Origin of the sequence: Variovorax sp. J31P207, from assembly GCF_030316965.1 — a bacterium.
GTDB lineage: Bacteria > Pseudomonadota > Gammaproteobacteria > Burkholderiales > Burkholderiaceae_C > Variovorax > Variovorax ginsengisoli_B.
Map to the genome: position 1 here is coordinate 499,795 of NZ_JASZYN010000002.1, position 25,379 is coordinate 525,173.

Consider the following 25,379-nt stretch of genomic DNA (forward strand, 5'->3'; position numbering starts at 1 on the left):
GCTGAGCGGAAGGGGGTAGTTTCAAACTACCCCCTTCACCTTCCACCACCGCTGCTGCACATTAAAAAAGGGGGGTGGTTTGAAACCACCCCCCTTGGGTCCTGCCTGAATCGGCATTCAAATCGAATCGACAAATCCTTGCATCGCCTTGATCAGCGCCTTCTGCTGATCATCCGACAGCTTGATCGACAGCCTGATCGAAGGACGTCCGATGGCATCGAACCTCAGCGAGCCCACCTTTTGCCCGCCCACCTTCAGCGCGTGGCTCGCCTGCACCGGCAACGGGGCGGCCTCGGGCACCACCGACGGCGGTGAAACGAGGCGCGCAAAAACGCTCTTCGCCGGCAAGGCTGTCTTTTCGGTCGAGAGCGCCTGGGCCCGTGCCAAGACGCCCGATTCGTCCTCAGTCATGGCCTTGCCCAGGTCCGTTGCCCATGCCAGCTGGATCGACTGCGGCGTGGGAAAGGCCGCGATCACCGCGGCGGGCAGTCTGGCCAACGCGATCGCCTTGCCGAGGTTGCTGATGTCCACCCCGAGCGCCGCCGCCATCTGGCGGTTCGACGGATAGATGCCCTTCTCGAGCGCACGCAGGTAGGTCATTCCCTGCTCCCAGGGCGACGGATCCGCCCTGCCCCGATTCTCGCGATCCATTTCCTCGATCAAGGCCCGGTCGTCCAGGTTCTCGACCACCGCCCAGACCGGCAAGCCGATCTGGCGGCAGGCCTCGTAGCGCCGATGTCCGAACACCAACTCATAGTGCGGACCGTCGCCCGGGTTTGCGATCGCGCGAACCTTGATGGGCTGCGAGTTGCGTCCCGCCTCCTGGATCTCGCGCTTGAAATCCTCGAACAGCTTCCCCTCGAACGCGGACGCATGCCGGTTGGCGAACTCGCTGCGCGCGATGTCCGCGGTGTCGATCAGGCGCGCCGGCAAGGCGCCGTCCCAGCTGCGCAGTTCGTCGCGAACTTCGCTCAGGCGCCCTTCCAGTTCGTCGACCTGTGCCGCACGGGCCCGCAGTTCGTCGTTCTGGCGCAGCAGGTCCGAGCGCTGGTCGTTGGCAAAGGCCATCATCGCGCCAGGCGCTGTCTTGGGTTTCGCGAGTTCCGGGTTGGGCTGCGAACTCGGCATGATCGATGCGAAGTCGATCTTGGAGGCTTTGTCTTTCAATCCCATGTCAAACCGCCGTTTCCAGTACTTGACGCTCCGCCACCTGGCGGGCCCAGACCGCTTCGATCTGCTGCTCGATCAACTCGCACATCCTGTCGTAGGCCACCCGCGCCCGTGAAAAGGTCTTGGAATTCACCGAGCCACGCGGCAGGTCGTAGACGGTGCCGAACTCGGCGCTCGCCGTGGCGGCCACCGCCGTCTTTGGAATCTCGATCGGCAACACCTTGTCGCCGTAGCCCTCGAGCACCCACTGCCGCACCACCGAGCTGGCCGTGTCGGAGGCTTCGACGCGCGACAGCAGCACATCGATGAACTCGAAGCTCTTGTCCTTGCCGCGGCTGCGCACCAGCTGGTTGCACAGGTCCGAGAACAGATCCCAGAACTGCGCCGAACTCGCGAAGTCCAGCGCCGAAGGCGGCAAAGGCATGATCACGCCATCGGCTGCCATCAGCGCGTTGATGGTGACGTAGCTCAGCGAAGGCGGGGTGTCGATCACGATGACGTCGTACGCTTCACGCGGAAGATCGAGACCGCGGTCGAGCACGCGCCAGAACTCGAAACCCGGGTCTCGCGCCTGGCGTGCTGGCAGATGGAACTCCGCTCCATAGAGCAGGGGCGCGGCGCACACCAGGTCGATATTGGGCCAGTAGGTGGGGCGCACGGCGTATTGGAGGTTTTCCTGGTCGCCGGTGAACAGCGACATCGCCGTGTGCTCGGTCTCGACCTCCGCGTCCGGCAGCACGCCGAACAAGGTCGTGGCCGAGCCCTGGGGATCGAGGTCGACCAGCAGCACACGGTGCCCACGCATCGACAGGCCCTGGGCCAGCGTCACCGCCGAGGTCGTCTTGGCCACGCCGCCCTTGAAGTTGGCCACCGTGATGGTGATGCCGGCCGCGCCTTCCGGGCGCAGGTGCTCGGCGCGCAGTTCGCGGGCCCAGCTCTGGGCCTCCGCCATGGACCACTCGCGACTGTTGCCATGGATTTCGCCGGCCGGGAGGTCACCGCGTGTCAGGCGGTAGGAGATCTTCGATTTGTCGACACCGCACAGGTCTGCCAGTTGCACCGCCTTCAGCGTGGGCGCAGACTTCACGGCGGTGGGAGCCAGCATGGCAGACCGGATCCGGTCCATCATGCCGGCGATCTTGTGGGCTTGCTGCTCGATATCCTCCAGGTTTTGACGTCGAATGGTTTGCTTGATGTCCACGGGATCTGCCTTGAAAGTTGGAGTGTCTTGCGATTATGCAGGGCACACGCGAAAAAACGAAGAAACGTCGATCCATCACCTGAAGTGAAGGCCCTCTTCTGCGGTTTTTGCCCTTTTCCTCAGCTCTCTCGGGAGATTAAGAAAGGAACTTCAATAAATTCAAGAGATTAAGCCCGTCGAAAACGCGATTTTCTTCAATTAAATCAATAACTTACGCGTCTTTTAGCGGTCCGAATGTCCAGCCTTTAATCGCTTGCGTCCGGCTCCTGATCGGATCCGTCCAGCCTTCCATCGCCAACTGTCCGGGTCGACATCGATGCCTTCATGCACCTTGTCCACAGCCCGATTCGGCCGGTTCCGCACCAGCTTGACGCCAATGTCCAGGTTTTAAGCGCCATTTTGAGGCTCATTCCGGGCCCATCGGAAGCGCTGGAAGCGCCAATGTCCGGCTTTTAATCGGGGTGCGAAGACCACCCGGGCGGCCCGTTCTGGCCAACCGTCCAGCTTTTAATCGGATCTCCTGCGCCTGCCGCCGGCGCAAATGTCCAGGTTTTGCTCGGGCCGCTGTACCTCAATCCGCACGGGGTTGTGTCCAAACGCCGTTGGACATAACATTGACCCTGCAATGAGCCAACAGATCGCGGGAAATCCGGGCGACAAGCCAGTCATGAGCCACGCCGTCGACGACGTGCTGGAGCTCAGGAAGCCGCACGAGATGATCGTGATGATGCCGCGCTCGGCCCGAGTGACCCTGACCGGACGCCGCATCTACAGCGCGCTGCTGCAGGTGGCGCAGACGCGGCTGGTCGCCTTGCCCGGCATGCCCGCGGCCGACTTCATGTTCGAGGCCCCGCTGGCAGCCATCCTGCGCACCACCGGCTCCAGCGGCAGCGAGCGCACCGCCGCCAAGAAGTACCTGATCGAGATGCGCAGCCTGGAGGTCGACTGGGAGTCGACCGCGCCGGGCGACGGCGTCAAATGGCGCGGCTTCTCGATGCTGTCCGAAGTCGCGCTGGAACTCAGGCGTGGCGAGAACTGGGTCAGCTGGTCCTATCCGCCGACCATCATGGCGGCGCTTCGGGATCCGCAGCGCTGGGCCCGCATCGACCTCGACGTGCTGGCCAAGCTGGGCTCCTACACCGCCGTGGCGCTCTACGAGATCTGCGCCCGCTACCGCGAGAATCCGAGCGGGGTCACGAGCCGCAAGCCGGTGACCTGGTGGGTCGACGCCCTGAGCAACGGGCCCGGTCCCGAGCGGCGCGAATGGCGCAAGTTCAAGAACGAGCGGGTCAAGGACGCGGTGATCGAGATCAACGCCGAGACCGATCTCGAGATCGACCTGATCGAGCACAAGCAGGGCAGGGTGATCACCGAGGTCCAGTTCGCGGTGCGCAAGAAGCGCCAGGCGCCGCTGCAGCGGCCGCTCACCGGCGAGCCGGTCGACGCCACGCTGGTGCTGCGGGCCGAAACGCTGGGCATCCGCGAGATCAAGCTGGAAGGGCTGCTGAAGGAATTCGGCGACGAGCGCGTGCGGGCCCAGATCGAGGTGCTCGAGCGGCGCGCCGCCAACAAGTCGCTGCGCACCATCGAGAACGCCTTCTCGTACCTGCGCTCGCTGCTGCGCAACGAACCCGCCACCGAAGGCGCCGCCGACCCTCGCGCCGGCGTCCCGCCGGTGGTGCTGCAGCCGGTGCCGGAAACCCCCGCGCCGGCGCCCAGTCTCGAAGGCGCGAACTGGCTGCGCGAGCAGATCGAGGCGATGAAGAAGGAGGTCGCGGCGCTCGAGCCGGCGCAGCTCAAGCGCTGGGTCGACCAGGCGCTGCAGGACCTGGCGCGCAAGGGGGCGCTGAACGCGGTCATCAGCCGGCGCGCGGCCCAGGGCGACGTCCTGCACGGCTTGCTGGGTTCGGCCGTGGTGTACGCCTATGCCGACGCCACCTACGGGCCGGACTGGAAGGTCGACCGGCAATTGTTCGACGCGGTGCAGTAACCCCGGGGCGCTTATGCCCAGGGCATATAAGCAGCCTTCTATTGCGTCGTTCCCCTCGGTGTCGCGAGCCGCGATACTTGCGGACTTTGCGGCGCCGCTGCATCCGCCTGCCACGCAGGCCGTGCCGGCCGATCCCGTCCATGACTTCCTCTTCCCCGGCCGAGGCCCAGCCCCGGCCCCCCCTGATCCGACTCGAGTCGGTGCAGAAATCATTCACGCTCCCCGACGGCGCGGTCTTCGATGCCGTGCGATCGCTGTCGCTCGACATCCATGAAGGCGACGTCTTCGGCCTGATCGGCAAGAGCGGCGCCGGCAAGTCGACCCTGCTGCGGCTGATCAACCTGCTCGAACGCCCCGATGCCGGCAAGGTGCTGGTCGGCGGCCGCGACCTGACCACCCTGTCGCGCCGCGAACTGCGCGACACGCGGCAGAACATCGGCATGATCTTCCAGCAGTTCAACCTGATCCAGAACGCGACCGTCTTCGACAACGTCGCCTTCCCGCTGAAGATCCACGGCCGCCATTCGCGCGCCGAGATCGAGGCCCGCGTGCGCGAGTGCCTCGAACTGGTCGGCCTGGGCGAGAAGATCCACAGCTACCCGGCCCAGCTTTCGGGCGGCCAGAAGCAGCGGGTGGCGATTGCGCGTGCGCTGGCGCCGCGGCCGCAGGTGCTGTTGTGCGACGAGCCCACCTCGGCGCTCGACAGCGAGACCACGCGCGCGCTGCTCGAGACGCTGCGCGACATCAACCTGAAACTCGGCGTGACCATCGTCATCGTCACCCACGAGCTGTCGGTGGTCGAGGTGCTGTGCCGCCAGGTTGCGATCCTCGAGCAGGGCCGCCTGGTCGAGCAGTTCGAGGTCGATTCGCCGGCCGCTGAGCGCACCACCGCGCTCGGCCGCGAGATCGACGCCCTGGTGCGCCGGCGCGAGCGCGACGCGCGCGAAGCGCTCGCCGCCGAGGCGGTTTCATCCCTCCAACGCCAGCAAGCAGGCACGCAGGAGCTGGCCCATGCCTGAGAACATCGCCGCCATCCTGCCCGAGCTCGGGATCGCCATCGCCCAGACCTTCATGATGCTGGGCATCGGCCTCACGGCCGCGCTCCTGATCGGCGGCCCGCTCGGCGTGCTGCTGTTCCTGCTCGGCCCCGGCCAGTCGCTCGAGAACAAGCCCGCCTTCCTGATCCTCAACTGGATCGTGAACACGGTGCGCTCCTTCCCGTTCATCATCCTGCTGGTGGCGCTGGTGCCCTTCACGCGGGTGATCGCGGGCACCTCGATCGGGCCGCTGGCGGCCGCCGTGCCGTTGTCGGTGGCCGCCATCCCCTACCTCGCGCGGCTGGTCGACCAGTGCCTGCGCGAAGTGCCGCGCGGCGTCATCGAGGCCGCCCATGCGATGGGCGCCTCCGAGCTGCAGATCATCTGGCGCGTGCTGATCGTCGAGGCCCGCTCGGGCCTGGTGCTGGCCTTCACCGTGCTCGCCGTGAGCTTCCTGTCCTACTCGGCGATCGCCGGTGTAGTGGGCGGCGGCGGCATCGGCGACCTGGCGATCCGCTACGGCTACTACCGCTTCCAGACCGACGTGATGGTGCTCACCGTGGCGCTGCTCGTGGCGCTGGTGCAGATCATCCAGTTCGTCGGCAACACCGCCGCCCGTCGCCTGGACAAACGCTGACCCTGGCGCAACCGATTCCGATTTCCAACCGTGACCGTTCCCATGAAAACATCTCTCGTCCGCCGTTCCGTCCTCGCTCTTTCGGTGCTCGCCCTGTCGTTCGGCGGCCTTTCGCTCGAAGCCCACGCCCAGGCCGCCGCCAAGAAGGATCTGGTGATCGGCGGCACCGCCGGCTCCAACGTCGACCAGCTCAAGGCCGGCATCGTGCCCCTGCTCGAAAAGAAGGGCTACAAGGTCAAACTGGTCGAGTTCAACGACTACGTGCAGCCGAATCTCGCCCTGGCGCAGGGCTCGCTCGATGCCAACTTCTTCCAGCACCGCGTCTATCTGCAGAAGTTCGCGGCCGACCAGAAGCTCGACATCGTCGAGCTGGTGCAGGGCCCGATCGCGCCGCTGGGCGTCTACTCGACCAAGCGCAAGACACTGGCCGAACTCAAGGACGGCGACCGCTTCACGATCCCCAACGACCCGAGCAACCTGGCGCGCGCGCTGGTGCTGCTGGAGCAGAACAAGCTGATCACGCTGAAGCCGGGCATCGACGCGCTGCGCGCCACCGAGAAGGACATCGCCGAGAACCCGCGCAAGCTGAAGTTCATTCCGCTCGAGGCGGCCCAGCTGCCGCGCTCGCTGGGCGACACCGAGTACGCGATCATCAACGGCAATTTCGCGATGTCCTCGGGCCTGAAGCTGACCGAAGCCGTGGTGCTCGAAAAGACGCCCGACCACTATCTCAATGTGGTCGCCGTGAAGCGTGCCGACAAGGACACGCCGTGGGCCAAGGACATCGTCGAGGCCTACCACTCGAAGGACTTCCGCGCGGTGGTCGACAGCAAGTTCCCGGGGTACGCGAAGCCGGGCTTCCTGCAGTAGGGCGGAAAAGGCCGCGCAGGCCTCCCTGCGCCACTCGGCAGGCGAGTCCCTTATCGGAAATTATCGGATGGATATAATTATTCAGATTCAATAAAACTGGATAATTCCCATGGCGATCTTCCGGCGTCCTGCGCTGGCCGTCCAGATGGCCGGGCAACTGTTGCGGCCCGGCGTCCTGGACGAGGGCCTGCGTTCCGGCTTGTTCCTCTCCGGCCTGCGCCGCACGGGCAAGACGACCTTCCTGCTGAATGACCTGATCCCTGCGCTGGAAGAGGCCGGCGCACTCGTGATCTACGTCGATCTCTGGGCCGACACCCAGACCAGCCCGGCCGTTCTGGTCCAGGCCGCGATCCGGAAAACGCTGACCGAACTGCAGACACCCGCGTCCTCGGTGCTGCAAAGGCTCAAGCGCGTCAGCGGCGTCGACCTGGGCGCATTCACCTTCAAGTTCGGCTTCAAGCTCGACAGCCTGGGCGCCCAGGGCGGGCCGACGCTGGCCCAGGCACTGACCGAGGTCGTCGACCAGGCGAAGACGGATGTCGTCTTGATCGTGGACGAGGTGCAGCACGCGATCACCTCAGAGGATGGCAATCAGATGCTGCTGGCGCTGAAGGCGGCGCGCGACGCCATCAATCCGCGCCCCGCTACGCCCGGCCACTTCCTCTTCATCGGAACGGGCTCGCACCGCGCGCTCGTCAACGAGCTGACGGCGCGGCGCAACCAGGCATTTGCGGGCGCCACGTCGGTGGCCTATCCCGTGCTGGAGACCGACTACGTCGAGCACTTGCTGCAGCGGCTCGCCGGGGAAGGCGCGGGCGCACTGCCTTCCCTGGCGATCGCCAACCAGAGCTTCAAGACCCTGGGAAACCGCCCGGAAGAAATGATCAAGGCCCTGGGCCAGCTGCGCCGGCACTTGCCGCCCGGCGGCGATCCGGATGCCTACCTGCCGGTGATCGCCGCAACCCTCCGGTCCACTGCCGCCGACATCGAACTGGCGAAAGTGGAGCAACTCGGCGGACTTGCCACGGCCATCTTCGAGCGCATTGCCTCGACCCATGGAGATGCCCGTGGCGTGTTCTCGGCCGAGGCCGCCGCCGCGTATTCGAAGGCCGTGGGACGCGAGGTGCGGGTCGAGGAAACGCAACCCGTGGTCAACGAACTCCTCGCGGCGAACCTGATCATGCGCAAGGGCCATGGCCTGTACGGCGTGACGGATCCCTTCGTGCAGCAGATCTGGCGCGAGAAGAGGGCGTTCGAGGCCAAGCTCGGGTAGCCAGGCATGATGGCGACCATGCGCACCATCGGCCTCATCGGCGGACGGCGCCGCGCGGGGGCCACATCAATCAGCCTTGATGTTGTTGCTCTGGATCACCTTGCGGTAGAGCGCGTACTGGTCCTTCAACGCCGCGGCGAACTCGGCCGGAGTGCTGCCGCGCAGGGTCATGCCCTGGGCCACCAGCTGCTTGCGGGTCTCGGGATCGTCGAGCGATGCCTTCATCGCGTCGTAGAGCCGGTCGACGATCGGCTTGGGCGTGCCCTTGGGTGCCACGATCGCGAACCATGAGTTGAAGAAGAAATCGGGCAGGCCCGATTCGCTGACGGTCGGCACGCCGGGGTATTGCGCCAGGCGCTGCGGCGTCGACACCGCCAGCAGGCGCAGCTTGCCGGCGGCGATCAGCGAGGTGACCGTGCCCAGGCCCTGGAAGGCGGCGTCGACCTCGCCGCCGGCGACCGCGATGGCAGCCGGCGTCGCGCCCTTGTAGGGCACGTGCGTCACGTCGATGCCCGCACGGCCGGCGAACAGGGCCATCGCCAGATGCTGCGGGCTGCCGCTGCCGCCGGAGCCATAGTTGAGCGTGGCCGGACGCGCCTTCGCCGCGTTGATGAAATCGGCAACCGTCTGGTAGGGCGAATCGGCCTTGACGACCAGGCCCCATTCGATCGTGCCGACCAGCGAGACCGGGGCGAAGTCGGCCAGCGGGTCCCAGCTGGTCTTGTAGATGTTCGGCACCATCGTCAGCACGCTGTCGTTGAAGCCGCCGACGGTGTAGCCGTCGGGCGCGGCCTTGGCGACGCGCTCGGCGCCGATCAGCCCCGCCGACCCCGGAATGTTCTCCAGGTAGAACGACTGCCCCAGTTCGCTGCCCATGCGCTGCGTCAGCACCCGCGCCCCGTTGTCGACGGCGCTGGCCGCGGCCAGCGGGATGATCATGTGGATGCCTTTGGCGGGGTAGGTGGGTTGCGCCGCCGCGGCGGCCGCGGCGGCCAGGCCCGCTGCGAGGATCAGGTGCTTGAGGAAGGCTCTCATGGCGGGGTCTCCTTGTGGTTCTTGTCCGTCAGGCCGGCCCCGGCGGTTCCGGCAGCCGCTCGAGCGGCTCGATGCCCAGCCGCTCGGCCAGCCGGTCGAGGTCTTCGGCCAGCGCCGCCGGCAACGGCACGCCGACGCGCGCGTAGGCTTCGCGCTTGCCGTGGCTCTGCTCGCCCGGCAGCCAGATGCGCTCCACGCCGGGCAGGCGCTCGCTCTGGCGGATGTCGCGCACCAGCGCGTCGACGGCGGCCTTGAAGGGCGCCGCCCCGCCGAAGGCCGCGAGGTCGATCACCAGGATCGCCTGGCCGGTGTTGGTCGGCGTGCGGTCGTCGGCGTTGAAGTCCACCAGTTCGCGGCCCATGGCCGCGCCGTTCAGCGTGCCGGCCAGCAGTCCCACGATCAGCGCCAGGCCATAGCCCTTGTGGCCGCCGATCGGCAGCAGGAAGCCTTCGCCGGCGCGCTTCGGGTCGGTCAGCGGCCGGCCGTCGCGGTCGATCATCCAGCCTTCGGGCATCGGCTCGCCGCGCTTGGCCTTGGCCTTGACCTTGCCGTAGGCGGCCACGGTGGTGGCCATGTCGAGCACCACCGCGGGTTCGTCCCCGGCCGGGATGCCGGCGGCGATCGGATTGGTCGACAACAGCATCTCCATGCCGCCCCAGGGCGTCATGTGGTTGGCGTTGCCGACCGCGAAGTAGAGCCCGATCATGTCGTGCGCCAGCGGCATGCGCGCGTAGAGCGATGCCGGTCCGGCATGGTTGCTGGCACGCGTGCCGACCCATGCGACGCCCGCGCTGCGCGCCTTCTCGATCGCGATCTGCACCGCGCGCGACACCACCAGGTGGCCCATGCCGTTGTCGCCGTCGACCACCGCCATGGCGGCCCGCTCTTCGACGACGCGGATGTCGGGCCGGATGTTGATGCCGCCCGCCTCGATGCGCTGCACGTATTGCGGCAGCCGGATCACGCCGTGGCCGTCGGATCCTTGCAGGTCGGCATCGGCCATGAGGCGCGCGACGCTGGCGGCGTCTTCTTCCGGCAGGCCGACGCGGCGCAGCGCGGCGGCGATGAAGCGGCGCAGGCTCTCGCCCGGCGCCCGTAGGGTGCTTTGTCCAGTACTCGGCATGCGGCGGGTCGGCCCGCCGTGGCCGGCGCGCCGAATGTCTCCTGTGTCTCGGGTGCAGGGCAGTCTAGGAAGCGCAGCGCCGCCGGTCCAATGCCGATTCGGTCGCGAGCCATATCATATTGATATGCAAGAACCCGCGGCCGCCTGCGCCACCGACCCCTCGTGAACCTGCGTACCCTGCGCTATTTCGTGGCCATCGCCGATGCCGGAAGCTTCACCGCGGCGGCGGCGGCCCTGTCGGTGGCGCAGCCCGCGCTGACCCGCCAGGTGCGCGACCTGGAAGCCGAACTGGGCGTGCAGCTGCTCCAGCGCGGGGCGCGCGGCGTGCGGCTGACGCAGGGCGGCGCCACCCTCTACGAATCGGCACGCCGGATGCTGGCCGAGGCGGCGCGGGTGCGCCTGCAGCTGGGCGGCGATGGCGCCGCGACCGACAGCACCGTCGTGCTGGGCGTCTCGCCTACGCTCACGCGGGTCCTCCTGCCCGGGGTGTTCGAGCGCTGCCACCGCCACCTGGCGGGCGTTCGGCTGGCGGTGCGCGAGGCCTTCACGCCCCAGCTGGTGGAAGGGCTGGAGCGCGGCCATGTCGACATGGCGGTGGTCACCAATCCGCAGCCGCATCGCGCGCTCGCCTTCGAGCCACTCCTGGCCGAGCCTTTCGCGCTGATCACGCCGGCTTCGCGCGGCATGCCGCCGGTGGTGCCGCTGTCGTCGCTGGCCCGGGTGCCGCTGCTGATGACCCGCCTGCATCGCGGCATCGTCGAAGGCAGCCTGGCGCCGCTCGGCGGCCGGCTCAACGTGGAGGCCGAGTTCGACTCGGTCGATGCCATCCGCGAACTGGTGCTGCAGGGCCGGTGGGCCACCTTGATGCCGGTGTCGGTGTTCAAGGAGCCGCGCGCCGGCACGGTGAGGCTGTCGGAGATCTCGGGCGCCCAGCTGCACCGCATGCTGGTGCTGGCCACGCGGGTCGAGCAGGCGCAGAGTCCGGCGCTCGCCGTCGTGCGCGACCTGGTGCGCGCTGAAGCCGCCAGGCTGGCCGCGGTCGGCGTGTTCAGCTTCGGCGCCGGCGTGGCCTGACCGGACCGGACCGGCATCGAAGCGCCTTGCGTTTCGATACAGGCGAGATCCCTAGAATCGGCGGCCACGATTGAACGGAGCTTCCCTTTGCGCATTGCCACCTTCGCCCTTGCAGCCCTCGCGGCCGCGGCCACCCTGCCGGCGTTCGCGCAGGTCAACATCAACATCAACGTCCCCGGGCTGGTGCAGGTGGCACCGCCGCCGCCGCGCTACGAAGTCATGCCCGGCCCGCGTCCGGGCCAGGTCTGGGTTCCGGGCCGCTGGGTCTGGAACGAGCGCGACTATGTGTGGCAGGGGGGGCGTTGGGAGCGCGACCGGCCCGATTACGTCTACGCGCCCGGCCGCTGGGTCCAGGCGGGCGGCGGCTGGCGCTGGGTCGATGACCAGTGGAAGCCCGGCAAGCCGCCGAAGCATGGCAAGCACGATCGCGGCCATGACCATGACGACGACGGCTACCACTGTCCCCCGGGCCAGGCCAAGAAGGGCCGCTGCTAGCCAGGGGGGTCAGGCGCGCTGCAATCGCTCGAGCGCGGCGCGATAGATCCGGTAGACGGGCCCGATGCTGTCGAGCGCGATGCGCTCGTCGGCGGCGTGGATGTTCTCGCCGCGCAGGCCGAAGCCACACAGGGCGGGCACGCCCAGGCCATGCAGGTAGTTCCCGATGTTCGACGGTCCGGCCACGCGGGTCGGCAGGTCGATGCCCAACTCGGCGCGGCCCGCTTCGCGCAGCGCCGCGACCATCGGGTCGGCATCGGGCACGCGGTAGGCGGGCCAGCCGGCGAACCACTCGATGGCGGTGGCGGCCGCGCCGGCATGGTCCGCGTCCTGCCGTTCGATCGTGGCCCGCACCAGCGCGCGCGCCTGCGCGTCGGTGAAGCCGGGCGTCAGCCGCAGGTCGATCCGCAATTCGCAGCGATCGGGCACCTGGGTGTAGCCGCCGTCGCCGGCCTGGATGCCGGTCAGGGTGAGCCGGGGCGCGAGGCCGAAGGCCGGATCGGCCGGCGGCAGCGGCGCGGATTCGAGGGCGCGCGCCAGCGCCGTGGCCCGCGTGATGGCGTTCAGGCCGCGCCGGCGGGTGGCGCCGGCGTGGGCGGCGATGCCGTGCACCACCAGCCTCGCGCGCAGGAAGCCGCGGCCGCCGGTGACGATCCTGTCCATCCCCGGGTAGCCGATGATGACGCCGTCCGGCCTCGGCGCGGGCCCGTTCCCCAGCGGCGGATCGAAGAAGGCGCGGGCGCCCCCGAAGCGCCCGGAATGCTCGTCGAGATCGAGCAGCAGGCCGAGCCGGCCGGCGAAGCCTTCGCGCGCAGCGCCGAATTCCGCCAGCAGGTGCGCGAACAGGGCCGCGCCGCCCTTGGAGTCGGCGCTGCCGCGGCCGTGCAGCCAGCCGCCCTCGATGCGGGGATCGGTCGGCGGCCAGGTCCAGCTGGCGGCGTCACCGAAGCCCGCGGTGTCGAGCGTGGCGTCGAGCACGGTCCAGGGGCCGCCCGGCCGGGCCCCGGCGATCTCGGCATAGAGGCCCAGCGGCTCGCCGGCGGCACCCAGCAGCCGGCGACAAGCCAGGCCCCGGCTGCCGAGCCAGTCTTCCATGCAGCGCACCACCGGCGCCGGCGCGTCGGTGCCGGCGCGGCTCGGCGTGCGCACCAGCGCCTGGAGCAGGGCGACGATCGAGGCGGTGGGGACGGGCGGGCTTGCCATGCGCGGCTATTGTGGCGCCGGCGCCAGCAGGTGCTGCAGCATGCGGCGCGCCGGCAGCGGCAGCGCGTCGGCATCGCGCACGCAGGCCAGCAGGTGGCGGGCGGCCCAGGCCTCCGCGATCGGGATGGACCGGATGCGCGGCAGCGAAGGCGAGCGGTCGGCCGCGGCCTTCGGCACGATGCCCACGCCGATGCCCTGCTCGACCATGCGGCAGACCGCCTCGAAACTGCGCACGCGCACCCGGTAGGCCAGCCGCTTGCCGAGCCGGCGGGCGTGCAGGGCGACGTGGTCTTGCAGCGGGCTGCCTTCGGCCAGGCCGATGAAGCGGCAGTCGACCACCTCGGCCAGGACGACGCGCCGGCGCCGCGCCAGCGCATGACCGCGCGGCACCACCAGCACCAGGTCGTCGCGCCGGAACACGAAGTGCTGCAGGCCTTCGACGTCGACCACGTCGGAGACGATGCCGATGTCGCACAGCCCGGCGCGCAGCGCATCGACGATCTCGCTGCTGCCTTGTTCCTCGAGGTCGACCGAGATCTGCGGATGCTGCGCGAGGAAGGCGCCGAGCGCCTCGGGCAGGTGCTCGGTCATCGCCGAGCTGTTGCACGACAGCCGCACGTGCCCGCGCAGGCCGCCGCCATACTCGCCGAGCTCGCCGCGCAGGCGCTCCATCTGCTGCAGCACCAGCCGGGCGTGGTGGGCCAGGGTGCGCCCCGCCTCGGTCGGCTGCGCGCCCAGGCGGGAGCGAAGCAACAGCGGCGTGCCGAGGTAGGCCTCCATGCCGAGCACGCGCTGGCTGGCGGAGGCCAGCGTCATGTGCGTGCGGGCCGCGCCGCCGGTGATGCTGCCGGTCTCGACGATGTGCTCGAACAGCCGCAGGTCGGTGAGGTCGAATCGCATGCCGGCAAGGTAGCACGCCGAGCCTCAGGCCGGGCCTGAGGCCGGCTCTGAAAGTTCCGCATTTGCAGGCCGCGCCCGGACCGCGACACTGGCACGATGCTGGATTCCGAACTTTCCCTGTGGGCCCTGGTCTCGGCCGTCTTCGTGCTGGCGGGCCTCGTCAAGGGCGTCATCGGCCTCGGGCTGCCGACCTTGTCGATGGCGCTGCTGGCCATCTGGATGCCGCCGGCTGCCGCCGCCGCGCTGCTGATCGTGCCCTCGCTCGTGACCAACCTGTGGCAGCTCCAGCCCTGGTCCGGCGCCATGGCCATGCTGCGCCGCCTGGCCGGCATGCAGCTCGGCATCGTCGCCGGCACGCTGCTGGGCGCCTGGTGCTTCGGCGCCCCGGCCGGTTCGGGGGCGATGCTCGCGCTGGGTCTGGCGCTGGCCGGCTATGCGGCCTGGGGCCTGCTGGGGCGCTCGCTCGTGCTGCCTGCGCGGCACGAGGCGTGGCTCGGCCCGGTCGTCGGCGCGCTCACCGGCGCCATCACGGCGCTGACCGGCGTGTTCGTGCTGCCGGCGGTGGTCTACCTGCAGGCGCTGCGGCTGCCGCGCGACGCGCTGATCCAGGCGATGGGGCTCTCGTTCACCAGTTCGACCTTGGCGCTCGGCCTGACGCTGGCCGGGCAGGGCGGCTACTCGATGCCCGGGGCCGGCGCCTCGCTGGCGATGCTGGTTCCGGCGCTGGCCGGCATGGCGCTGGGCCAGCGGTTGCGCCAGCGGATTTCGGTGACGGTGTTCAAGCGCTGCTTCTTCATCGGCCTGGCGCTGCTGGGGCTCTACATGGCGGGACGTGAATTGCTGCGTTGAGAATCCGGCGCGCCGACGCACAATCTAGCGCGCGGCGATGGGCCGCCGCCCGCGTGTGGGGCTAACAGGAGTACGCATGTCAATGGCACTGTTGTGGGACACCGCGGTCGCGACCCTGACATCGTCGCTCGCCACCCCGGCGGGCATCGTGGCCGCCTGTTCGGCGGCGGTGGCCGGGGCACTGGTGGTGGTCAGCTCGTTCGTGAAGACCATGATTCCGCTGCGCTGCCTGGCGGTCGGGGGCAACCTCGGCTTTCTGCTCTACGGTGCGCTCCATCCCTCGCTGATCATGATGCTGCTGCACGGGGCGCTGCTGCCGATCAACATCTGGCGGACCGCCGAGATGGTCCGCCTGACGCGGCGCGTGACCGCGGCGGCGGCCGAGAACGACCTGTCGGGGGTCTGGCTGCGGCCCTACATGCGCAGCGCCCGGATGAAGGCCGGCCGCGTGCTGTTCCGCAAGGGCGATGCGGCCAGGCACCTGTATTTCCTGGCGTCGGGCCAGATCGAGTTCGTCGAGATCGGCGAGATGATGGAGGCCGGGCGCCTGTTCGGCGAGATCGCCTTCTTCGCCCCCGACAAGCGCCGCACGCTGACCGCGCGCTGCGCGACCGACTGCACCGTGCTGCGCATCGACGAGACCACCTTCAAGCAGCTCTATTTCCAGAATCCGGCCTTCGGCTTCCAGGTCGTCAACCTGGTGACCTCGCGCCTGATCGCCGACCGCCATCGGCTCGAATCGATGATGGCTTCCAGCCGGCCTGCGCCCCTGGGAAGCTAGGCTGCACAGGCGCGGGCGGCGTCGAGGATCATGGCTTCCGAGGGCAGCTTGCCGATGCCGGCCAGCCCTTCGCGGGCGCACTCGATGTCGTGCCAGCGCACGATGCCCTCGCGGTCGATCATGAACATCGCCTTCAGCTGCGGCCACTGCCGCTCGACGTCGCCGAGGTCGGTGGGTGTGCAGACGTAGCTGTCGAGCGCCTCGATGGCCTTGGCGGCCTGCGGGATCGGCAGCGGCTCGGGCAACTCGCCGGTGGGATTGACGCGGGTTTCCTGCAAGGCCTGCATCAGCTCGGGTGTCGGCTCGGGCTTGGGAACGCGGTAGGCGCGGTGGGTCGACAGGGCGGGGTCGGAAGCCAGCCGCAGCTGGGTCGGCCGGAACTTGAAGTAGAGCCGGGCGTTCTCGGGGTCGGTCGCCACCACCACGAGGCTTTCGACCCCGAGCGCCTTCAGCTTGACCTCGAATTTGCCGATCTGGACCAGCTGGCGGCGGCAGAACGGGCACCACAGGCCGACCATCAGCGCCAGGAACAGAGGGGCACGCCCGCGGTAGTCGGCCAGCGACACCGTCTCGGGGCCGGCCACCGCCGGCAGCGCGAAGTCGGGGGCGGCTTCGCCGGGTGCCACGGGGGGATTCATCGAGGAGGTCATGGAGAGACTCCTTCCGGCAGGTTCAGCAGAGGAACGGAAGCACCATCAGGGCGTCGGGCTCGAGGCCGGCGCGCTCGCAGACGGTCTGTGCCTTGGCCAGGTAGGCCTCGGCCTGCGCGATGCGCCCGGCGTCGAGATACAACGTCGCCAAACCATCGTAGCAGGGAAAGAGCAGCTGGGGTTCGTCGATCTGCTCGGCCAGTTGCAACGCCTCGTTGTAGGACTCGAAGGCCCGCGCGTGGTCGCCGTGGCACTGGTAGATCTGGCCCAGGACGATCAGCGGCACGGCCAGGTGATCGAGCAGCCCGAGCCGGCGGTCCAGGCTGGCGGCGGCGCGCGCGGCCTCGATGCCTTCGTCTTCGCAGCGGTTGGTCAGGGCGCAGTAGGCGACCGCGAGGTTCGCGTACAGCCGCGACTGGAAGCCCAGGTCGCCGACCTTGCGCGCGGTCTCGAGCCCGCGCAGGCAGGTCTCGATGCTGCGTTGCGGATCGAGCGTCGCATACAGCACGCCGAGGTTGGTGTAGCCCCGGCAGGCCGCCTGCAGCAGCTGGTGCGCCTCGGCCTGGGCGACGCTGCTCTCGATCTGCGCTACCGCCTCGGACGGCCGTCCCAGGCGCGCCAGCGCGACGCCGAGCGTGTTGCAGGCCTCGGCCCGCACCACGGTGGCCTCGCGCGCGCGTCCCTGGGCGTCGGCGGGCAACTCGCCCAGTGCGCGTTCGGCCAGTGCCAGCGCGGCGGCGCTGTCGCCGGCGCGGAAGGCAAGCCGGCCCATCTCCTGGAACAGGTGGGCGCGCTCGATCGGGTCGCCCTGTTCGCCCAGGCCCGCCAGCCCGGCGTCGAAGCAGGCGCCGGCGCGCTCCCGGTCGCCGGCCTCCCAGTGCAGTCCGCCGGTCTTGCGCAGGGCGCGCGCCAGGCGCACCGGCTCGTGCCGCTGTTCGGCCGCCTGCCGGACCTGCTCGTACTGGGCCAGCGCTTCGGCGCGGCGCCCCTGCAGGCCGAACAGGTCGGCCAGCCGCTCGCGGGCGTCGAGCGCCATGGGCTCGACCTCGGCGGCGGCCGCCGGCGTGTCCGCCGGGGCTTCGGCCAGCGTGCGCAGCGCGCGCTCGTAATGGCGGATGGCGTCGTCGTTGGCGTAGACGGCGCGGGCCCGGTCGCCCGCGGCCAGCAGGTAGCGGGCGCCGCGCGCCTTGTCGGTCGACAGGCTCCAGTGGTGGCCGAGCGCCTCCAGTTCGGCCAGGCGGCGCGGGTTCGTGCCCTCGCCATCGACCGCCGCCTGCCGGCCCGGGGCCGACATGTCCTCGAGCGCCTGTCCGGCTCGCTGATGCAGGTCGGTGCGCCGGGCCAGCAGCAGGTTCTGGTAGGCGACCTCGTGCAGCAGCGCGTGCGTGAAGCGCCAGCGCGGCCCGCCCGGCGGCTCGGCGCGCACCGCGCGCACCAGGTCGGCGGCCGCCAGGCGGCCCAGCGCCGACCCGGTCGAGGGCGGGTCGCTGGCCACGCGCTGCAGCAGCGAGGCGTCGAACTCGGCGCCGAGCACGGCCGCCTCCTGCAGCAGGCGGCGGTCTTCCGCCTCCAGCCGGTCGATGCGCGACAGCAGCAGGCCGTACAGCGTCGACGGCACGGCCGCCGCCTCGTGCGTGGGCTGGCAGTGCCAGCGCTCGCCCTGGCGCACCAGCAGGCCGGATCCGGCCAGGCTGCGGACGATCTCCTCGACGAACAGCGGATTGCCGCCAGCCCGCGCGGCGACCAGTTCGCGCACCGGCGCCAGGGCGTCGCCGTCGGCGCCTCCCAACAGGTGGCCCACCAGCGCGCCGGCCTGCCGGGCGTCGAGCGGTTCCAGCGCGATGGTGGAATGCGCTGCCCGCAGCGGCCGGAGCGCGCGGGCGTCGGGGCGCTGCGCGGCCAGCAGCATCAGCGGCCGGTCGGCAAGCTGGTCGATCACTTCGCGCAGCAGGTCGGCCGAGGCGGCGTCGGCCCACTGCATGTCGTCGATCACGATGACCACCGGCTGGCGCGCCAGCCGGCGTTCGAGCATCGCCCGGGCCGCCAGCGTGATCTGGCGCTGCAGCTGCTCGGGCTGGATGTCCTGCGGCCGGGCTTCCTCGATGCCGAGCAGGTGGCCCACCACCCGGGCGACCGCTTCGACCTCGGCGGCATCGGCGCCCAGGGCCTGCAGGCCGTCGTGCAGCTTGCGCCGCGCCACCTCCAGCGAGTCGTCGGCGCGGACCTGGTAGACCTCGCGGAACAGGGCCCCGAAGGTGCCATAGGTCGGCTCGCCGTGCGACGAGCAGGTGGTGCGGCGCACGCCGGTCGAGGCCAGGCGGCCCTGGGCTTCGAGCCGCGCGAACAGCTCGGCCAGCAGGCGCGACTTGCCGGCGCCGGCCTCGCCGACGACGCTGACCAGCTGCGCCTCACCGCCCTGCATGCGGTCGAAGGCGGCCAGCAGGCGCTCGATGGCGTCGTCGCGACCGACCAGCGGCGCCGCCAGCCCGAGTTCGGCGAGGCCGCGCGCGGAGACCGCATCCGTGCGGGCGCCGCGCAGCACATGGACCCGCATCGGCTGCGCCTTGCCGCGCAGCGCCAGATCGGTGGCGGGTTCGAAGTCGAAGCGGTGGCGCACCAGCGACCAGGTGGCGTCCGACACCAGCACCGTGCCCGGCTGCGCGGCCGAGAGCAGGCGCGATGCGGTGTTGACCGTGTCGCCGGTGACCGCATAGGCGCCGCCGGCACCGCTGCCCAGGCTGCCGGCGACCACCGGCCCGGTGTGGACGCCGATGTGCAGCGTGACCCCGCGGCCGAGGCGCGGGCCCCATTGCCGGCTCAGCCGCTCGACGCGCTGCATCATGTCCTGCGCCGCTTCCAGGGCGCGCAGGGGGTCGTCCTCATGCGCGCGCGGCGCGCCGAAAACCGCCATCACGGCGTCGCCGACGAACTTCTCGACGAAGCCGTCGCCTTGGGCGATGGCCTGGGCCATGGTCTCGAACAGGACGTTCTGGAACGCGCGCACCGTCTCGGGATCGAGCTCCTCGGCCAGCGCCGTGAAGCCGGTGAGGTCGGCGAACAGCACCGTGACCTGGCGCCGGTCGGCGCTGGGCTCGGGGTCGGGCGGGCGCGGGCTGTCCAGCCGGCGCCCGCAGCGCTGGCAGAACGATGACGAGGGCAGCACTTCGGCGCCGCAGCCGGCACAGGTCGTGGTCATGGGTCGTCCCGAGCCGCATGCTGCGCCAGTTCGGGCCTGCGCGCCACCGAAGAAATCCGCGATGATCCGGCCACCGGCCATGGAATTCCTCAAATTCATCCGCTCGCTCGAAGAACTCCTCTACGAGGTGATGACCTGGATGCTGTTCTATCCGCGCACCCTGTGGCGGGTGCTGCGCCATCCGCTGGCGCTGGCGGCGCAGGCAGAGGCCGAGATGAGCGAGCGCGAGGAGGACCAGTTCATCGACCTGGTCAGTCCGCCGCTGTTCCTGATGCTGTCGATCCTGCTGGCCCATGCGCTCGAGGTCGGCCTGCACGCCAACCTCGCGCCCTTCACCTCCAGCGTGGCGAAGGAGGTGCTGACTTCCGATACCAACCTGCTGATCTTCCGTGCCATCACCTTCAGCCTGTTCCCGCTGCTGATGGCGACCGGCCTGCTGCATCGGCAGCGGCGCGACATCGACCGCAAGACGCTGCGCCGTCCGTTCTTCCTGCAGTGCTTCTTCGCCTCGCCGTTCGTGGTGACGCTGTCGGTGGCCTCGGTCTTTGCGCGGCTGGGGTTCTCGCTGGTGGCGACCGGGTTGACCATCGGCGCGGTCCTCTGGTATCTCGGCGTCGAGACGGAATGGTTTCGCACCCGCCTGGGGATCGGGCGCCTGCATGCCTTCGCGATCGCGCTCAAGCTGATGGCGATCGCCTTCCTGCTGGCTTTCGGATTCGCTTTCCTGCTGCTCGGACCGGCGACACCATGAGCGGTGCCGCCGGGCGCCCCTAGAATTCCGATTTCACTCCCGGGCGAGGCTTGAAAGGCTGGGTTCAGCGCTTTTCGGGCCCTCGTCCTTTCAATGCGATGCGCAGCAGCAGCACCGATTCGTTCGTCCGCCGGGTGCGCAGCCACCTGGAAGCCCTCTCCGCGACCGAGCGGCAGCTCGCCGACTTCGTGCTGGAGTTTCCCGGCGAACTCGCCAGCTACGCGGGCAACGAACTGGCCGAACTCGCAGGGGTCTCGCCGTCGACCGTGAGCCGTTTCATCCGGCGCATCGGCTACGACAACTACGAGGAGGCCCGGCGCCAGGTCCGGGAGGAGAAGGAGAGCGGCTCGCCGCTGTTCCAGTCGGCCACCGAGGCCTCCCGGCGCGGCCACCTGGTGGCGACGCACTTCCAGCGCTCGCAGGCCAACCTGGCCAGCACCTTCGAGCGCTTGAACGACCGGCAGATGGCGGAGATCGTCAAGGCCATCATCGCCGCCGGCCAGGTGCTGATCTTCGGCAGCCGCAGCAGCCACGCCTTCGCCCAGTACCTGCGCTGGCAGATCATCCAGGTGGTGCCGCGCGTGACCGCGATTCCCGGCGCCGGCGAAACCCTGGCCGAGCACCTGGCGGGCATCGGCGAACGCGACTGCGTGATCGTCTTCGGCACCCGCCGCCAGACCCGCCAGATGGAGCTCCTGCTCGAAGGCGCGAGCCGGGCCAAGGCCAAGGTCCTCTTCATCAGCGACCAGGCCTCGCCGGACTTCGCTGGCGCCACCTGGTCGCTGCAGTGCGACTGCCGCGGCCCGGGGCTGCTGGACAACCATGCCGCGGTGATGGCGGTCTGCGACCTGATCGCGACCATGGTCATCGAAGCCTCGGGCCCCGCCGGGCGCAAGCGGCTGGCCGCCATCGAACAGGGCCACGCGGAGACCGGCGAGCTCTGAAAATCGCCCGCCGGCGCACTGCATCGGTGCGCCGGTGGACCCTGCAAGCAGGATTTCATATGGCAGATGAGATTGGCACGGCGCTTGCATATGCTCCTTTGCGAATGAAATTTCAATTTCACACGCACCATATAGGTGAAATCCATATGGCAATCCGAGGCGCCTCGATCTAGCATCCGACACGCGATTCCGAGCAGCGCCGAGCACGTCAATCCTTCGACAAGGAGCCTCCCAATGGCTGGTGGACCTGTACTCTCTTCCGGGACCGACTCACCCCGAGTCGCCGAGCTCGACCGGGCGCTCGACACGATCGGCGTCACGCGCTCGCATCACACGATCATTTTCCTGATCCTCATCGGCTGCCTGTTCGACAGCTTCGAGCAGAATGCGGTCGGCATCGTGGGCCCGATGCTCAAGGAGCAGTGGGGGCTCACGGCGTCCGACATCGGGCTGCTCAACACCGTCACCTTCGCCTGCGCGGCGGTGGGCCGCATCGTCTCGGGCTACATCGCCGACCGCTTCGGCCGCCGCGTGATGCTGACCATCGACCTGCTGCTGTTCACGCTCGGCGCCGGCGTCTGCGCGCTGGCGCCGAACCTCACGGTGATGGCGATCGGCCGCGCGATCGTCGGCTTCGGCCTCGGCGGCGAGATCGCGATCGCGGTCACGATGCTGTCGGAGTTCTGCTCGACCAAGTTCCGCGGCACCGCGGTCGGCCTGGTCAACGTCGGCGCCGGCGGGCTGGGCAACTTCCTCGCGCCCGGCTTCGGCCTGCTGGTGTTCTGGCTGTTCCCGGGCGACAACGCCTGGCGCTGGCTGTTCGCCTGCCTGATGGTGCCCGCGCTGCTGGGCGCCTTCTATCGCCGCTACATCCCCGAGACGCCGCGCTTCCTGCTGGCCCAGGGCCGCGTGAAGGAGACCAATGTGGTGCTGTCGCGGCTGGCCTCGGGCCGGCTCACGGCGCGCAACGTGCCGCAGCAGCAGTACATCAGCGACGACGGCGCCGCGGCGCCGAAGGCCAAGGTCAAGGTGCGCGTTACCGAGATCTTCCGCGGCGCGCTGGCGCGCCGCACCATTCCGCTGTGCATCACGATCTGGATGACCTACGGCGCCCAGATCTCGGTGCTGACCTTGATGCCGACCATCCTCGTCGCGCTGGGCTACAGCATGTCGAAGAGCCTGCTCTTCACGATGGTGATGCAGGGCGGCAGCCTGCTGGGCGCCATTGCCGCGTCGCTGCTCGGCTTCCACTTCCCGCGCAAGCGGGTGCTGACCGCCGGCGCCGTCTGCGCCTGCATGGCGGCCCTGACCATCGGCTTCGTCGCCAAGAGCATCGTGGTGATCCTGATCGCGGGCGCGGTGTTCCAGTTCTTCGTGCTGCTGCTGAACACCACCATCTGGATCTTCGCGCCCGAGCTCTATCCGACCCGGGTGCGCGCCTTCGGCACCGCCTTCATCCTCGCGACCGGCACTGCGGCGGGCGCCTTCATGCCGCTGGTGGCCGGACGGCTGTTCGATGCCTTCGGCCTGGTCGGCGTGTTCGGCCTGGCCGCGGCGATGTACGCGGTCTTCGTGATCAGCGTGCAGAGCGTGCCCGAGACCTACGGCAAGTCGCCCGATGCGCTGCCGCTGTCGGACGACGCCGCGCCTGCCAACACCGTCGTCGCGGCGCCGCAGGCGAATTGACATCCAACCCGCAGACGCCATGCAAGAGATCCTGCTCATCAACCCGAATTCGTCCTCCGCCACCACGGCCATGATGGTGGCGATCGCCGCCGGCGATGCGCCCCCGGGCTACCGGGTCGAAGGCCGGACCGCGCAGGATGGCCCGCCGATGATCGTCAACCCAAGCGAGCTCGATGCGGCCGCGCTGGAGGTCGAGCGCACCTGGCGCGGCGGCGGGACCCACTGGGCCGGCGTGATCATCAGCGCCTTCGGCGACCCGGGCATCGAGCGCGTGCGCGCCGTCTCCCGGGTGCCCGTCGTCGGCATCGCCGAAGCCTCGATGCGCGAGGCCAGCGCCGGCGGCCGGCGCTTCGGCATCGCGACCGTGACACCGGACCTGGTCGGCCCGATCGAAGGTCGGGCCCGCGCCCTCGGCCTGCTCGCCGTCTACGCCGGCATCCGCTTGACCGACGGCGATCCGCGCCAGCTCGCGGCCGATCCGCTGGCGCTCGAAGAGGCCCTGGCGCGGGCCGTGCAGCGCTCCATCGACGACGACGGCGCCGAGGCCGTGATCATCGGCGGCGGGCCGCTGGGGCAGGCGGCGATCGGGCTCCAGGGGCGCTTTGCCGTGCCGGTGATCGCGCCCATTCCGGCCGCCATGCGGCTGCTGATGTCACGCCTGGCGCCCCACTGACGCCGGGCGCTCAGAGCAGCATCCCGCCCGACACCTCGATGCGCTGGCCGGTGAGCCAGCGGTTGCCGTCGGACAGCAGCGCCGCGACCGCGCCGCCGATGTCGTCGGGCTGGCCGACCCGGCCCAGCGCCGTGATGCCGGCGATCTGCGCATTGGCGTGCGGGTCGTCGCGCACCGCGCCGTCGCGGAAATCGGTCTCGATGGCGCCCGGCGCGATGGTGTTGACCGTGATGCCGCGCGGGGCCAGTTCCTTCGCCATGTAGCGGGTCAGCACCTCGATGCCGCCCTTCATCGCCGCATAGGCGGCGTAGCCCGGGAAGGTGAACCGGGCCAGGCCGGTCGAGGTGTTGACGATGCGCCCGCCGTCCGCGATAAGCGGCAGCAGTTTCTGGGTCAGGAAGAAGGTGCCCTTGAGGTGGATGTTGGCGAGCAGGTCGAACTGCGCCTCGGTCGTCTCCGCGAAGGGCGCCGCCACGCCGATGCCGGCGTTGTTGACCAGGTGGTCGAAGTGCGCGCGCTGCCAGGTGCCGGCCAGCGCGGCCTTCACGCGTTCGGCGAAGCCGCCGAAGCTGCCGCTGTCGGCCACGTCGAGCTGGAGCGCGACCGCGCGGCGGCCGAGCGCCTCGACCTGCCGCACCACGGCGTGGGCCTCGGCCTCGCTGCCCTTGTAGGTGAGGATCAGGTCGCTGCCTTGCTCGGCCAGCTTCAGGGCGGTGCTGCGGCCGAGGCCGCGGCTGGCGCCGGTGACAAGGGCGATGCGGGGGGTGGTGGGGGTGTTCATGGCGGTGTCGTCCTGGGTCTGGAGGGTTGGGATGGCCTGACTTTAGAAGTTCACCGAAGAACGATAAATAGTCGAAAATCTACCGGACTGTTCTTCTAGAGAGGACAATCAAGAAATGGATCTCGACCAGCTCCGCATCTTCGCCCGGGTCGCCGAACTCGGCAGCTTCACCCAGGCCGCCGACCAGCTCGGGATGGCGAAGGGCCGCGTCTCCCAGGTGGTGCAGCGGCTCGAGGCCCAGGTCGGCGCGCGGCTGCTGCAGCGGACCACGCGCCGCGTTCGGCTGACGCCCGATGGCGAGCAGTTCCTCGAACGCGGCCAGGAGCTGATCGCCGACGCGGACCAGCTGCAGGCCATGTTCCAGCCGGCGGCCAGCGGCTTGCGGGGCCGCCTGCGCATCGACCTGCCCAACTCGCTGGCGCGCGACCTGGTCATTCCGCGGCTGCCGGAATTCCTGTCGGCGCATCCGCTGCTGGAGCTGGGCATCAGCACCACCGACCGCCGCGTCGACCTGGTGCAGGAAGGCTTCGACTGCGTGCTGCGCGTCGGGCCGCTGGTCGACGCGGACCTGGTCGCGCGGCCGCTGGGAATGATGACGATGCGCAACGTGGCGAGTCCGGCCTACCTGCGTGCCAACGGCACGCCGAAGACGCTGGCCGACCTGGCCCGGCACCGCATCGTGCACTACGCGCCCAAGCTCGGCGTGCAGGGCGCGGGCTGGGAGTACCAGGAGGAGGGCGGCGCGATCCGTGTGCATCCGATGCGCAGCGCGATCGTGGTCAACGGCACCGATGCCTACCAGGCCGCCTGCCTGGCAGGCCTGGGGCTGATCCAGGCGCCGGCGCATGGCACGCAGCGGCTGGTCGATGCCGGCCTGCTGGTGGAGGTGATGCCCCACCTCACTGCGGCGCCGATGCCGGTGTCCCTGCTCTACCCGCACCGGCGCCAGCTGGCGCCGCGCGTGAAGGCGGTGCTGAACTGGCTCACGCAGGTGGTCGAGCCTTACCTCGGCGAGGCAGGTGCGGCCGCTCCGTCGCGCGCCTGACGAAGATAATGGCAG

Annotated in this window: 23 protein-coding genes; 14 read left to right on the forward strand and 9 right to left on the reverse strand. The window is 69.6% G+C overall.

Annotated features, from left to right (window positions below):
- Window positions 1-117 precede the first annotated feature (117 nt).
- Both QTI68_RS07955 and QTI68_RS07960 read right to left on the reverse strand, forming a co-directional pair.
- Window positions 118-1,173 (reverse strand): ParB/RepB/Spo0J family partition protein, encoded by a 1,056-nt coding sequence (locus tag QTI68_RS07955; protein WP_286520805.1) that lies wholly within the window; start codon window positions 1,171-1,173, stop codon window positions 118-120.
- A 1-nt stretch (window position 1,174) separates the two neighbouring features.
- Window positions 1,175-2,371, reverse strand: a complete 1,197-nt coding sequence (locus tag QTI68_RS07960) for a ParA family protein (protein ID WP_286520806.1) — start codon at window positions 2,369-2,371, stop codon at window positions 1,175-1,177.
- Window positions 2,372-3,038: 667 nt separating this feature from the next.
- Here QTI68_RS07960 and QTI68_RS07965 point away from each other — a divergent pair.
- From QTI68_RS07965 to QTI68_RS07985, 5 genes are all read left to right on the forward strand, one after another.
- A complete protein-coding gene (locus QTI68_RS07965; protein ID WP_286520807.1) occupies window positions 3,039-4,361 on the forward strand; it encodes a replication initiation protein in 1,323 nt (440 codons plus the stop codon).
- Between the two features lie 140 nt (window positions 4,362-4,501).
- Entirely contained in the window at window positions 4,502-5,380 is an 879-nt protein-coding gene (locus QTI68_RS07970; protein ID WP_286520808.1) for a methionine ABC transporter ATP-binding protein, read from the forward strand.
- Window positions 5,373-6,035, forward strand: a complete 663-nt coding sequence (locus tag QTI68_RS07975) for a methionine ABC transporter permease (RefSeq protein ID WP_286520809.1) — start codon at window positions 5,373-5,375, stop codon at window positions 6,033-6,035. Before QTI68_RS07970 ends, QTI68_RS07975 begins: the two co-directional genes overlap by 8 nt.
- Window positions 6,036-6,077: 42 nt before the next feature.
- Window positions 6,078-6,905, forward strand: a complete 828-nt coding sequence (locus QTI68_RS07980; protein ID WP_286520811.1) for a MetQ/NlpA family ABC transporter substrate-binding protein — start codon at window positions 6,078-6,080, stop codon at window positions 6,903-6,905.
- A 109-nt stretch (window positions 6,906-7,014) separates the two neighbouring features.
- Complete coding sequence (locus QTI68_RS07985) at window positions 7,015-8,178, forward strand: ATP-binding protein (protein ID WP_286520812.1); 1,164 nt, start codon at window positions 7,015-7,017, stop codon at window positions 8,176-8,178.
- A 66-nt stretch (window positions 8,179-8,244) separates the two neighbouring features.
- Here the strand turns inward: QTI68_RS07985 and QTI68_RS07990 are convergent, their stop codons facing one another.
- Entirely contained in the window at window positions 8,245-9,213 is a 969-nt protein-coding gene (locus QTI68_RS07990) for a Bug family tripartite tricarboxylate transporter substrate binding protein (protein ID WP_286520813.1), read from the reverse strand.
- A gap of 28 nt (window positions 9,214-9,241) precedes the next feature.
- Complete coding sequence (locus QTI68_RS07995) at window positions 9,242-10,336, reverse strand: Ldh family oxidoreductase (RefSeq protein WP_286520814.1); 1,095 nt, start codon at window positions 10,334-10,336, stop codon at window positions 9,242-9,244.
- A gap of 162 nt (window positions 10,337-10,498) precedes the next feature.
- On the opposite strand from QTI68_RS07995, the gene QTI68_RS08000 reads away from it, so the two are divergent.
- Together QTI68_RS08000 and QTI68_RS08005 are read left to right on the forward strand one after the other, a co-directional pair.
- The gene (locus tag QTI68_RS08000; RefSeq protein ID WP_286520815.1) at window positions 10,499-11,410 is read left to right on the forward strand and encodes a LysR family transcriptional regulator; all 912 of its coding nucleotides are present in this window, start codon (window positions 10,499-10,501) and stop codon (window positions 11,408-11,410) included.
- Window positions 11,411-11,497: 87 nt separating this feature from the next.
- Window positions 11,498-11,905 carry a hypothetical protein gene (locus QTI68_RS08005; protein ID WP_286520817.1) on the forward strand — a complete coding sequence of 136 codons (408 nt, stop codon included), beginning with the start codon at window positions 11,498-11,500 and terminating at the stop codon, window positions 11,903-11,905.
- Between the two features lie 9 nt (window positions 11,906-11,914).
- Here QTI68_RS08005 and QTI68_RS08010 read toward each other — a convergent pair whose 3' ends face one another.
- A complete protein-coding gene (locus QTI68_RS08010) occupies window positions 11,915-13,108 on the reverse strand; it encodes a M20 family metallopeptidase (protein ID WP_286520818.1) in 1,194 nt (397 codons plus the stop codon).
- A 6-nt stretch (window positions 13,109-13,114) separates the two neighbouring features.
- A complete protein-coding gene (locus QTI68_RS08015; protein ID WP_286520819.1) occupies window positions 13,115-14,008 on the reverse strand; it encodes a LysR family transcriptional regulator in 894 nt (297 codons plus the stop codon).
- A gap of 96 nt (window positions 14,009-14,104) precedes the next feature.
- Here QTI68_RS08015 and QTI68_RS08020 point away from each other — a divergent pair, with 96 nt between their 5' ends.
- Window positions 14,105-14,857 carry a sulfite exporter TauE/SafE family protein gene (locus QTI68_RS08020; RefSeq protein ID WP_286520820.1) on the forward strand — a complete coding sequence of 251 codons (753 nt, stop codon included), beginning with the start codon at window positions 14,105-14,107 and terminating at the stop codon, window positions 14,855-14,857.
- Between the two features lie 76 nt (window positions 14,858-14,933).
- A complete protein-coding gene (locus QTI68_RS08025) occupies window positions 14,934-15,638 on the forward strand; it encodes a Crp/Fnr family transcriptional regulator (protein WP_286520821.1) in 705 nt (234 codons plus the stop codon).
- Here the strand turns inward: QTI68_RS08025 and QTI68_RS08030 are convergent.
- The gene (locus QTI68_RS08030; RefSeq protein WP_286520822.1) at window positions 15,635-16,288 is read right to left on the reverse strand and encodes a peroxiredoxin family protein; all 654 of its coding nucleotides are present in this window, start codon (window positions 16,286-16,288) and stop codon (window positions 15,635-15,637) included. The genes QTI68_RS08025 and QTI68_RS08030 overlap by 4 nt on opposite strands.
- A 22-nt stretch (window positions 16,289-16,310) precedes the next feature.
- Window positions 16,311-19,484 (reverse strand): ATP-binding protein, encoded by a 3,174-nt coding sequence (locus tag QTI68_RS08035; RefSeq protein WP_286520823.1) that lies wholly within the window; start codon window positions 19,482-19,484, stop codon window positions 16,311-16,313.
- Window positions 19,485-19,563: 79 nt separating this feature from the next.
- Between QTI68_RS08035 and QTI68_RS08040 the strand changes: the two genes are divergently transcribed.
- From QTI68_RS08040 to QTI68_RS08055, 4 genes are all read left to right on the forward strand, one after another.
- The gene (locus QTI68_RS08040) at window positions 19,564-20,235 is read left to right on the forward strand and encodes a hypothetical protein (protein WP_286520824.1); all 672 of its coding nucleotides are present in this window, start codon (window positions 19,564-19,566) and stop codon (window positions 20,233-20,235) included.
- 98 nt (window positions 20,236-20,333) lie between these two features.
- A complete protein-coding gene (locus QTI68_RS08045) occupies window positions 20,334-21,179 on the forward strand; it encodes a MurR/RpiR family transcriptional regulator (protein ID WP_286520826.1) in 846 nt (281 codons plus the stop codon).
- 234 nt (window positions 21,180-21,413) lie between these two features.
- On the forward strand, window positions 21,414-22,865 hold the full coding sequence (locus QTI68_RS08050) for an MFS transporter (RefSeq protein ID WP_286520827.1): 1,452 nt from the start codon (window positions 21,414-21,416) through the stop codon (window positions 22,863-22,865).
- 19 nt (window positions 22,866-22,884) lie between these two features.
- A complete protein-coding gene (locus tag QTI68_RS08055; protein WP_286520829.1) occupies window positions 22,885-23,538 on the forward strand; it encodes an aspartate/glutamate racemase family protein in 654 nt (217 codons plus the stop codon).
- 10 nt (window positions 23,539-23,548) lie between these two features.
- Here the strand turns inward: QTI68_RS08055 and QTI68_RS08060 are convergent, their stop codons facing one another.
- Window positions 23,549-24,319 (reverse strand): SDR family NAD(P)-dependent oxidoreductase, encoded by a 771-nt coding sequence (locus QTI68_RS08060; protein WP_286520830.1) that lies wholly within the window; start codon window positions 24,317-24,319, stop codon window positions 23,549-23,551.
- Window positions 24,320-24,434: 115 nt separating this feature from the next.
- Between QTI68_RS08060 and QTI68_RS08065 the strand changes: the two genes are divergently transcribed.
- Window positions 24,435-25,364, forward strand: coding sequence for a LysR family transcriptional regulator (locus tag QTI68_RS08065; protein WP_286520831.1), 930 nt, complete (start codon window positions 24,435-24,437; stop codon window positions 25,362-25,364).
- Window positions 25,365-25,379: the final 15 nt, after the last annotated feature.